9 protein-coding genes and 1 CRISPR repeat array are annotated in these 11,293 nt (G+C 34.9%); of the genes, 1 reads left to right on the forward strand and 8 read right to left on the reverse strand.

The features are described from left to right. Nucleotides 1–313: 313 nt before the first annotated feature. The 5 genes from ychF to EG359_RS04730 form a co-directional block, all read right to left on the reverse strand. On the reverse strand, nucleotides 314–1,405 hold the full coding sequence (gene ychF, locus EG359_RS04710) for a redox-regulated ATPase YchF (protein WP_076351477.1): 1,092 nt from the start codon (nucleotides 1,403–1,405) through the stop codon (nucleotides 314–316). A 199-nt stretch (nucleotides 1,406–1,604) separates the two neighbouring features. Continuing rightward, nucleotides 1,605–2,156, reverse strand: coding sequence for a ferritin (locus EG359_RS04715; RefSeq protein ID WP_076351475.1), 552 nt, complete (start codon nucleotides 2,154–2,156; stop codon nucleotides 1,605–1,607). 309 nt (nucleotides 2,157–2,465) lie between these two features. Then, the gene (locus EG359_RS04720; protein WP_076351473.1) at nucleotides 2,466–4,076 is read right to left on the reverse strand and encodes a glycoside hydrolase family 10 protein; all 1,611 of its coding nucleotides are present in this window, start codon (nucleotides 4,074–4,076) and stop codon (nucleotides 2,466–2,468) included. 141 nt (nucleotides 4,077–4,217) lie between these two features. Beyond that, complete coding sequence (gene typA, locus EG359_RS04725; protein WP_076351471.1) at nucleotides 4,218–6,023, reverse strand: translational GTPase TypA; 1,806 nt, start codon at nucleotides 6,021–6,023, stop codon at nucleotides 4,218–4,220. A gap of 246 nt (nucleotides 6,024–6,269) precedes the next feature. After that, the gene (locus EG359_RS04730) at nucleotides 6,270–6,521 is read right to left on the reverse strand and encodes a DUF1294 domain-containing protein (RefSeq protein ID WP_084180275.1); all 252 of its coding nucleotides are present in this window, start codon (nucleotides 6,519–6,521) and stop codon (nucleotides 6,270–6,272) included. A gap of 141 nt (nucleotides 6,522–6,662) precedes the next feature. On the opposite strand from EG359_RS04730, the gene EG359_RS04735 reads away from it, so the two are divergent. Beyond that, nucleotides 6,663–7,019: a hypothetical protein gene (locus EG359_RS04735; protein WP_076351467.1), complete on the forward strand. Its 357-nt coding sequence runs from the start codon at nucleotides 6,663–6,665 to the stop codon at nucleotides 7,017–7,019. A 131-nt stretch (nucleotides 7,020–7,150) separates the two neighbouring features. Here the strand turns inward: EG359_RS04735 and EG359_RS04740 are convergent, their stop codons facing one another. From EG359_RS04740 to cas1, 3 genes are all read right to left on the reverse strand, one after another. Continuing rightward, complete coding sequence (locus EG359_RS04740) at nucleotides 7,151–7,825, reverse strand: YceI family protein (protein ID WP_076351465.1); 675 nt, start codon at nucleotides 7,823–7,825, stop codon at nucleotides 7,151–7,153. A gap of 284 nt (nucleotides 7,826–8,109) precedes the next feature. Beyond that, a CRISPR array of direct repeats spans nucleotides 8,110–10,004; the repeat unit is 47 nt; unit sequence GTTGTGAATTGCTTTCAAAAATTATTATCTTCGTGATTAGTCACAGC. 57 nt (nucleotides 10,005–10,061) lie between these two features. Beyond that, nucleotides 10,062–10,400: a CRISPR-associated endonuclease Cas2 gene (cas2, locus tag EG359_RS04745; protein ID WP_076351463.1), complete on the reverse strand. Its 339-nt coding sequence runs from the start codon at nucleotides 10,398–10,400 to the stop codon at nucleotides 10,062–10,064. Further along, nucleotides 10,397–11,290: a type II CRISPR-associated endonuclease Cas1 gene (cas1, locus tag EG359_RS04750; RefSeq protein WP_076351461.1), complete on the reverse strand. Its 894-nt coding sequence runs from the start codon at nucleotides 11,288–11,290 to the stop codon at nucleotides 10,397–10,399. The genes cas2 and cas1 overlap by 4 nt, the downstream gene beginning before the upstream one ends. Nucleotides 11,291–11,293 lie beyond the last annotated feature (3 nt).

Consider the following 11,293-nt stretch of genomic DNA (forward strand, 5'->3'; position numbering starts at 1 on the left):
TAGGCAAAAAGCTGAACAAAAAAGAGTTGAAAACCATTACCGGCGGATTAGCCAGATGCATTGATCTCACCACAGGCCGTTGCAGAATGACGGGAAGTAGTTGTGCCGAGCGAGAGTGCAGATATGTTCCCGAACTCCCTTTACCATTTGATTAAATAGTACAATAAAAAATAGCTTTCTAACATTAGGAAACTATTATACTAATCATCAAAATATATTTCCTTTCACTACTTGGTTTATCTATTAAAAGGCAAAAAGCGCTCCCAAATTCATAGAAGCGCTTTTTTATAAACTAACTTTAATATTTTTTCTTTTATACGTTGAATCTGAAGTGCATGATATCACCATCCTGAACTACATATTCTTTACCTTCTACAGAAAGTTTTCCAGCTTCTTTAATCTTTACTTCAGAACCATACGTCATATAGTCATCATACTTGATAACTTCTGCACGGATGAATCCTTTTTCAAAGTCTGTGTGAATTACACCAGCTGCCTGAGGAGCCGTCCATCCTTGTCCGATAGTCCAAGCTCTTACTTCTTTAACACCTGCTGTAAAGTAAGTCTGAAGCTTTAATAAATCGTAAGCTTTTCTGATCAAACGGTTTACTCCAGGTTCTGTAAGACCTAGTTCTTCAAGGAAAATCTCTCTTTCTTCGAAAGTTTCAAGTTCATTGATATCAGCTTCAATCTGAGCTGCTAAAACTACAACTTCAGCGCCTTCATTTTTAGCCATTTCCTCAATTTTCCCAATCCAGTCATTTCCGTTTTTGATAGAGTTTTCATCTACATTACAAACGTAAAGTACAGGTTTATTAGTTAAAAGCTGAACTTCGCCAATGATTGACTTTGCAAAGTCATCTACTGCAAATTCTCTTGCATTCTTCCCGTCTTCAAGGAATTTTTGCAGATTTTGAAGTGTCTCGTAAGTTAAAAGATCTTCTTTCTTACCAGACTTGATGAATTTTTTAGCTTTTTCAACTGCTTTCCCTACTGTTTCAAGGTCTTTCAGTTGTAATTCGATATCGATGATTTCTTTATCTCTTAGTGGATCCACTGAACCTTCAACATGAATGATATTTCCGTTATCAAAACATCTCAAAACATGGATGATTGCTTCACACTCACGGATATTAGCTAAGAACTGGTTCCCCAATCCTTCTCCTTTGCTAGCTCCTTTTACAAGACCTGCAATATCAACGATTTCAACTACAGCCGGTAAAACTCTTTCCGGTTTTACTATTTTTTCCAATTCAAATAATCTCTGATCTGGTACGGAAACCGTTCCAAGATTAGGTTCAATAGTACAGAAAGGATAGTTTGCTGATTGAGCTTTTGCGTTACTCAAACAGTTAAAAAGTGTTGATTTACCTACATTCGGCAGGCCTACGATTCCACATTTCATATTGTAAAATTCAAAGTTTAAGGTTTAGGGGCTAAAGATCAATATTTAGAGTTTAAAGGAATTGCTTCTTTTCTCTTAAAATTATTGAGTCTTTAACTTTCAGCGTGCAAAGATAGTGAAATTAAAGGGAGTTTCATAATAAAAAAATCTGCCAGTATTCTGACAGATTTTCAAACAGTTTTGGTTTTATTTATTGTTTTTATGGACGATCTCCTGTAGCCTCCTGAGCCAGAGGAACATCATTCGGTGCTTCCTGTAAAGCTTTATCTAAGGTAAATAAGGATTCGTCTGTTGCACGATCGCCACCTGCAATTTTCAATTTATCAATTAAGTTGTGGGCAAGGGTCTCTTCTTCAATCTGTTCCTGAACAAACCATTGCATAAAGTTCCATGTTGCCCAGTCTTTTTCGGCCATGGAAAGATCTACTATTTTGTAGATTGCTGTTGTATTATCTACTTCATGTTTAAAAACCCCATCAAAGCAAGCTGTAAGTGATTCCGGATCAGCCGGAGGTGCAGGAATGGCATTAACCTTAGGCTTTCCACCTCTGTTTAAAATGTACTCCATGAACTTGATTGAGTGGTTTCTTTCTTCCTGGGAGTGTCTATACAGAAAATTGGCAATTCCTTGGTAACCTTTATCGTCTGCCCAAATTCCATAAGATAAAAAAATGTGTGATGCATGAATTTCCTTGTTCATTTGATCACTAAGTGCTTTTTCCACTTTTGCGGAAAGTCTGTTAGTATTCATAATGTTATATTTTGGTGATTATGAGATTATTCATGCAAAAATGGTTCCGCTAAGATTTATGATTTACAAAAAACGAAACGAGAATTAAATTTAATCAGCTGATTTTAAGAAACTTAATGTAATAATTTATAGTTATTCTAAAATATTACATTTATATATATTATTATTTTTTGAGCAATAATAAAACACTATAAAAAAATGATTTATATTTTTCAACCATAAAAAAGGATTCAACTTTACGTTAAACCCCTTTTATTTATTTTAAAATTTTGATGGTGTCTGCTATAAAACATCATCGTCATTTTTATCTTATCTGATCTTCTTTGCCATGTAATCACTTTCATTTCCTAATCTATCAATGGCCTTAATGGCTACTCCATTTAGCTTTTTACCATCTTTAGACTTAGGAACGTCTTTTGAAAGAGTATCCAGCGTTAGAATCTCTGTTTGCCACTCGCCGTTATATTGGGTAAAAAGTACCCATTGAAAAACGTCGGCTACATTTTTTGTACTCCAGCTTACCTGTGCAGAACTTCCATTATCTGTGATGAACAATGTTGGTGTTTGCAATGGCACAGCCTTAATCCATGGGGATTTAGGAATTAATGCCTTTTCATTATATGGACCACTTTTCAAAGTAGGAAGCATTCCTGGATTTTTTGTAAGTCCGGCAATACTCCAGTGAATTTCTCCGGCATCATTTTTCAGAATTTTTCTGGAGATTTCGATTTGGTTCTTAATTTCTGTAGGACGGTCAGATACTTTAATTTCAACTGTATTTAAGCCTGGCCATAGATGTCTCTTCATTGTGTTTTCAGACTGCCACCAGGTTAGCAATGATTCAAATGCCTGTCCTTTTGAATCAATCGGCCAATATAATTGTGGAGAGAAATAATCTATCCACCCTTTATTTAACCATAATTTAGCATCTGCATATAGCTCGTCATACTGTGAGGATCCTACAACTCCTGCTGGATAACCCGGCTTCCAGATTCCAAACGGGCTGATTCCGAATCTTACATTATTTTTCTCTGCATGAATTTCTTTATAGATACGCTCTACAAATTTATTAACGTTATCTCTTCTCCAGTCTGCTCTTGATAGGCTCCCGCCATTGCTCACGTATGTATTCCAACTTGCGTAATCAGGGAAATCGGCACCTTTGTTATAGGTTGCATATGGATAGAAATAATCATCAAAGTGAATGGCATCAATGTCATATCTTTTTACAATATCCTTTACTACATTGGAAACATGTCCTTGTGTTTTTGGATTTGCCGGATCAAACCAATACATTCCGTTCTTTAATCTTACTACAATATCAGAAAGTGTATTAGCCATTGAGAGCTTTGTCACTGAACCTCCGTTAGTGTGATGAGCACGATAAGGGTTTAACCAAACATGCAGCTCCAAGCCTCTTTTGTGGGCTTCTTCAATCCAAAACTGAAGTGGATCATAATTAGGATAAGGAGCTCTTCCTGTTTCTCCTGTTAAAAAGTACGACCAAGGTTCAATATTACTTGTATATAAAGCATCTGCTGAGGGTCTGATCTGAAAGATGGCAGCATTGAAGTTGTTATTCTTCAACATATCCAGCATATTGATGGCTTCTGCTTTTTGTTGCTCAACTGTAAGGTCGTTTCTTGAAGGCCAGTTGATATTGGCTACACTGGCGATCCATGCACCACGGAATTCTCTTTTAATTTCCGGAAGATTGGTTCTGAAAGTTTCTTCTGCTTGAGCCGTTCCTGTTGTTGGTTTAGTTACTACAGAAGGTTTAGGTTGAGTTGTATTGGTATTTGGTTTTGTTGTATTTTTAGCGGGAGGGGTCTTTGTTACATTATTCTGAACTGAACATGAGGTACTGTAAGACGCAAAAACTCCTAATAAAACGATAAGTTTTAATTTATTCATTCTCATAGTCACAAAACTACTTTAAATTATATTTTGATATTTTGGATTTTCATCTGAAAAAATAAACAATTTTTCCGATTATTTAGAAAAAAAGCCTCGAAAAATTCGAGGCTTTTCTATATGATAACAGTTTCAAATCAGAAGCTATTAAGCTTTAGCTGATCTTTCAACTCTTTTTCTTTCTTCTTCAGAAAGGATTTTCTTTCTCATTCTGATGAAGTTTGGAGTTACCTCAATAGCTTCATCACCTTGGATATATTCCATACATTCTTCAAGAGAGAATAAGATTTTCGGAGCAACACCCGTATCTTTATCTTTTCCAGAAGCTCTCATGTTGTTCAACTGTTTTGCTTCTACAATGTTTACTACCAAGTCTCCTGGTTTGTTTTGCTCACCAATAATCATTCCTGCATAGATTTCCTCACCCGGATCAACGAAGAACTTACCTCTATCCTGTAGTTTAGCGATAGAATATTCTGTAGCTGGACCTTGAGTCTTGCTGATTAATACTCCATTATTTCTTCCAGGAATAGCACCTTTGAAAGGCTTATATTCTGTGAAACGGTGTGCCATAATAGCTTCACCTGCAGTAGCTGTCAACATTTGAGAACGTAATCCGATCAAACCTCTTGAAGGAATTTCGAATTCCATGTGCTGCATTTCACCTTTAGTTTCCATAATGTGAAGATCTCCTTTTCTTTGAGTAGCTAAATCGATAACTCTTGAAGCATATTCTTCAGGAACATCTACTACTAAAGATTCATAAGGCTCACATTTTTCACCATCAATTTCTCTTAGGATAACCTGTGGCTGACCAATTGTCATCTCATACCCTTCTCTTCTCATTGTTTCGATCAAAACAGATAAGTGAAGAATACCTCTACCGAAAACTAGGAAAGTATTTGCATCGTCAGTTTGTTGAACTCTTAATGCCAAGTTTTTCTCTAATTCTTTTGTTAATCTTTCTTTCAGGTGATTAGATGTTACATATTTACCATCTTTACCGAAGAAAGGTGAATTGTTGATAGAGAACGTCATGTTCAATGTAGGCTCATCAATTGCAGTTCTTTCCAATGGTTCAGGGTTTTCAAGATCTACAAATGAATCTCCGATCTGGAAAGCATCAAAACCTACTACAGCACAGATATCTCCAGCTTGTACTTCAGTTACTTTTTTCTTTCCTAATCCTTCGAAAACGTAAAGTTCTTTTACTTTCCCTTTTACAACTTTTCCGTCTGCCTGAGCTAAACCAATCCACTGAGATTCTTTAAGCTCTCCTCTTGTTACTTTTCCGATTGCAATTCTTCCTAGGAAAGAAGAGAAATCTAAAGAAGTAATCTGCATCTGAAGGTTTCCTTCAGTTACCTTTGGTTCAGGAACATATTGTAAAATCCCATCTAATAATGGTAAAATATCTTCAGTTTGTTCTAATGAAGTGTTGAACCAACCTTGCTTAGAAGAACCATAGAAAGTTGGGAAATCCAACTGCTCTTCAGTAGCTTCAAGGTTGAAGAATAAATCAAATACCTGATCGTGAACTTCGTCCGGACGACAGTTTGGTTTATCTACTTTATTGATAACAACTAATGGTCTAAGACCTAATTCCAAAGCTTTCTGAAGTACAAATCTTGTTTGTGGCATTGGTCCTTCGAACGCATCCACCAACAAAATAACTCCGTCAGCCATTTTTAATACTCTTTCTACTTCCCCACCGAAATCCGCGTGACCAGGAGTATCAATTACGTTAATTTTTGTGTCTTTATAGGTAACAGAAATATTCTTGGATAAGATGGTGATCCCTCTTTCTCTTTCAAGATCATTGTTATCCATAATTAATTCTCCACTCTCCTGATTTTCTCTGAAAATATTGGTAGCGTGAATGATTTTGTCAACCAAAGTCGTCTTCCCGTGGTCAACGTGTGCGATAATCGCAATATTTCTAATGTTTTGCATATAGGATTTTTACGGGTGCAAAAATAGTGATTTAAAATGAATTAATTAAAATCTTTATGCAATATTTAACAATTTCATAATGAGAAATTTAGATAATTCCCTCTTAAAATATGTCGAAAAATATAATACGTTAAGTTCTACTACTGGTTTATTTTAACTTTATTTCAATAAAATTTTTCGCAAAAATAAATTGTGTTAATTAACAGTCTTAAAAAGCAACAGTTAACTTCATTAAGCATTTACTTATCAATGCCTTATCAAGCGATAAAGCAGAACAAGGTCAATTAAAACCACCAAAAAAAATTTAACCAGAAAAGATTTTTTGGAAACCTTATGATTAAACACAATCATTCCGAAAGCTGCCCCTACAACTCCTATCAATGAAAGTGCTAAAAGAACGTTCTCTGAAATTCGCCATTGATGTCTTTTGGCCTGCAGTTTATCAAATCCAAAAACTCCGAATGTAATAAGGTTAGCGATCAGCAGAAAAGGAATCATTTTATATTTAATTTGCTGCAAAAGTAAAGTTTAATTTGATGATAGAAAAAGTTTAGAATTTAAAGTATTGTTGGTTACACATAATTTGTAGTATTTATCAAAATAAGATTTTTTAAATTTGCCACCCATAAAAAAGAAGCAATGACAGTATATGATTTGGCAGGAACTTATTCTATTAAAGGGAGCAATCAGGAAGAGTCTGATCAGGTTTCTTATCATGGTACATTAGTCTTATCTGTTGATGAAAATGCCCGCATTATTGCCCAATGGACGATTGGCGAACATACCCAGAACGGAACTGGGTTTTATAAAGACCGCATCTTAGTACTTAACTTTAACTACAAAGGAGAAGATCATAAAATCTATAAAGGTGTTGCGGTATACCGTTGTTTAAGCCAAAATATATTGGACGGGTTTTGGTCTGAAAAACATGGTAATCCTTTATATCTGGGAAGTGAGTATTGCGTACGTATTCAGGATTCATGGGAGCTGAATTGATTGCTTTTGTAGAGTTTTAAAATAAACAATCCTTACTTAATGTATTCCTCATTAGTGAATATGGAGAATTTTCCAAATAAAAAAGAGCTGCCTTAATCAGACAGCTCCGTAATTATAATATATCCGGCTAATTATTTTTTAGCTTTTACATCGATTGCGATCTCAATATCTTTGCTGATCATCCATTCTGCAGGATCTGCTTCAGAAGTACCAAACTTAATTCCCCAATCTGTTCTGTTTACAGTAAATTTAGCCTGAATAGCTGCAGTGTTATCTACTACATCTACTTTAGCAGGGAAAGTAACATTCATCGTTTTTCCCATTAATGTAAGGTTTCCGCTTACTGTCTTGTTAGCACCTGCAACAGCATCTTTTGGAGCCTCCTTAAGGTCTGTTACACTTGTTATTTTAAAGTCTGCAGCAGGGTTTTTAGCTACATCAAAGAAATCAGGATTTTTAAGGTGAGCCTCAAGATCTGCCGGTTTTTTATCTTTTTCAGTTACTGAAGCCGGATCAACTTTAATGGAAGTCATATCAATATTGAAGTTTCCAGCTACAACTTGTCCACCCTCAATGCTTAGATCCCCTGATTTTACGTTAAGAGTTCCCCAACGAGGAGCAAAACCTCCTTTATGGAATGCTTTCCAGTTAACGATAGAAGTTGCTGCATCTACTGCCAACACTTCTCCTTTGCTTTCTGCAACAGCTTGCTCAGTAGCTACCGCTGTCTCTGTTTTTTCTTTATTATTACAAGATGCTGCTAGCAATCCTACTCCTACTAATGCAATTACACTAAGTTTTTTCATATTATTGAATTGTTTAAAAAAGTTTAATCGAAATTTTTCTTGTTGTTTTTCGGATACAAAAATAGAAAAACCATATTTCTGTCATCTTAACATATATCAAGAAATGATTTTTTTTATATTTTATTGTTCATTTAAGAAAAACAAACAGCAAAATAGTGAATTTATTGCTTATTACAATGATAATTGAGAATTTTGGATAAGAAAAATGGTGAAAAAATTTCCTAAAATTATTATCTTCATGATTAGTCACAGCTTCTAAAACTGTCAACCCCACATCATATGGCGTTGTGAATTGCTTTCAAAAATTATTATCTTCGTGATTAGTCACAGCCAAAATTCAGAGGGAAGTTCATTTGTTGCAGTTGTGAATTGCTTTCAAAAATTATTATCTTCGTGATTAGTCACAGCAACCACCTTATTGATGCATGTAGATATGCTGTTGTGAATTGCTTTCAAAAATTATTATCTTCGTGATTAGTCACAGCTTAAGAGTTTCCGAACCGTCAGCATTTTTAGTTGTGAATTGCTTTCAAAAATTATTATCTTCGTGATTAGTCACAGCAATAAAGTTCTCAGGAACCCTAATCATTGCGTTGTGAATTGCTTTCAAAAATTATTATCTTCGTGATTAGTCACAGCTCCCACTAACATCGCTATACCCTTAACCGAGTTGTGAATTGCTTTCAAAAATTATTATCTTCGTGATTAGTCACAGCCTCCTGAGCAAGTTTCTTGATAAGTAGTGAGTTGTGAATTGCTTTCAAAAATTATTATCTTCGTGATTAGTCACAGCCATCAACTGATTTGAATCTATTCATATATAGTTGTGAATTGCTTTCAAAAATTATTATCTTCGTGATTAGTCACAGCTATAATAGCGTACAGGGTTCAATATAGATAGTTGTGAATTGCTTTCAAAAATTATTATCTTCGTGATTAGTCACAGCTGGAAAGCTTCAAAGCGTCGTAACTGGAAAGTTGTGAATTGCTTTCAAAAATTATTATCTTCGTGATTAGTCACAGCGAAATTTCCGATAAGGCTTTAACTTGTCCTGTTGTGAATTGCTTTCAAAAATTATTATCTTCGTGATTAGTCACAGCTTTCTCAAAACAAAAAGTGTAATAAAAGCGGTTGTGAATTGCTTTCAAAAATTATTATCTTCGTGATTAGTCACAGCAGTTAACATATTAATTTATTTAAGAACAGGGTTGTGAATTGCTTTCAAAAATTATTATCTTCGTGATTAGTCACAGCGGCTTAACTCCTGTTATAGTCTTTACTTTAGTTGTGAATTGCTTTCAAAAATTATTATCTTCGTGATTAGTCACAGCTCATATTATTATTTTCTAATTGGCATTCTAGTTGTGAATTGCTTTCAAAAATTATTATCTTCGTGATTAGTCACAGCTCTTTTTTCCCCTTCAAAATCTCTTACATTGTTGTGAATTGCTTTCAAAAATTATTATCTTCGTGATTAGTCACAGCATTACAAAGTTTTGTTCTTTGTTCATATTCGTTGTGAATTGCTTTCAAAAATTATTATCTTCGTGATTAGTCACAGCATTTTAATTCTGTACCACCAATTGACGCATGTTGTGAATTGCTTTCAAAAATTATTATCTTCGTGATTAGTCACAGCGTAGTATAAAAACAGAAACCTACAACACTCGTTGTGAATTGCTTTCAAAAATTATTATCTTCGTGATTAGTCACAGCCAAATTTTAAAAAATATAGTAGAAAATGAGGTTGTGAATTGCTTTCAAAAATTATTATCTTCGTGATTAGTCACAGCCGGGCAAGGTATTATGAATTTTCGCGACAAGTTGTGAATTGCTTTCAAAAATTATTATCTTCGTGATTAGTCACAGCTAGTAAATAAAGACGGTACAACCGTGTCACGTTGTGAATTGCTTTCAAAAATTATTATCTTCGTGATTAGTCACAGCTTTTGTGAAGAATACCTGCGATGCGGTACAGTTGTGAATTGCTTTCAAAAATTATTATCTTCGTGATTAGTCACAGCACCCTGTCTCATAATCACAATATTTGCGCTGTTGTGAATTGCTTTCAAAAATTATTATCTTCGTGATTAGTCACAGCATGTTACAGGAAGTAGAGCTGTACTACAATGTTGTGAATTGCTTTCAAAAATTATTATCTTCGTGATTAGTCACAGCCTCAAAAAACAATCTACTGAAAATCAGCAGATTGTTTTTGTTTTTAGGATTCAAAATTTAGAATAACTCAAGCTGTTGAAAGGTTGGAGGTGGCTCTTCTTTATTTCTGGCAAAAAATATTTCAATATCTCCAAACTGCTTGTCAGTGATGCACATAATAGCAACCTTACCTGCTTTTGGAAGCATCAACTTCACTCTTTTAATGTGAACTTCAGCATTTTCACGACTTGGACAATGCCTCGCATACATTGAAAACTGAAATAAGGTAAAGCCATCATCAAGCAAAGATTTACGAAAGCGGTTGGCGTCTTTCATATTGGCTTTAGTTTCTGTCGGTAAATCATATAATACTAAAACCCACATAATTCGGTATGCATTAAACCTTTCGGCATTCATATCAGCTCAGGATAAGAGATCAGGCGTTTTTCTCCTGTATAACATCTATACAGTGATGTAGCGGTTGTTTTTACCGCAACCAATAAGGGTCTGGTTTTATCATCTATTTTCACATCTTTGGTTGCAATCTGTAAAATGAAAGCTTTAAATTCTTTAGTTAATTCTTCAGTTTCAGGATTGACTGCCAGCCATTGCATGACTAATAAATCAACAAAAGGACGATAAGGTTCCATCAGGTCATCGGCCAGACAATAAGGGTTGTATTTATTCTTATGGAAAATTCCAAGAACAGGAAGCAATCCGGTCTCAACAATTGCTCTTGCTAAAATACTTCTGAGAACCGAATACCCAAAATTGAAAAATTGATTGGGTGAATCTCCAAAGCGTTGTCTCAAAAAATCCAGACTGATGAGGTGCTTCCAATAATGTTGCGCCGCAATACCTTCCATATTGGTACTATCACCGCTTTTCACATTATTCTGATAACCCATCATTGGTTCGTAATAATTTCCTAACCGTTTTAAAACTTCTTTTTGATTTTCAATTTTACATTCGACAGTTTGTTTCCAAAGTTGTTTTTTGAGGGGTTCACTGGCTTCTAACTGGTCTTTGATCCGGTCGGAATGTTCAGTGTGGCCATACAACGGAAGCATAATTCCGTGTGGTAAATGATGGCCATCGCAACTCACTATTACCACATTGTTTCCCATCATTTTCTGAATTAACTGATGTGAAATCGTAATCTGGAAATGATCCAACATCAGCAACCCCAAATCTTCCACCGGAACTTTACCTTTCATTTCTTTAGTGGAGGGTTCTAAAATATACATTTGCTCATCTTTAAGTTTAAGATAAGCGGGATTGCCGATGTATATGGAGCGAGTAATCATAAT

Source organism: Chryseobacterium joostei (assembly GCF_003815775.1).
GTDB lineage: Bacteria > Bacteroidota > Bacteroidia > Flavobacteriales > Weeksellaceae > Chryseobacterium > Chryseobacterium joostei.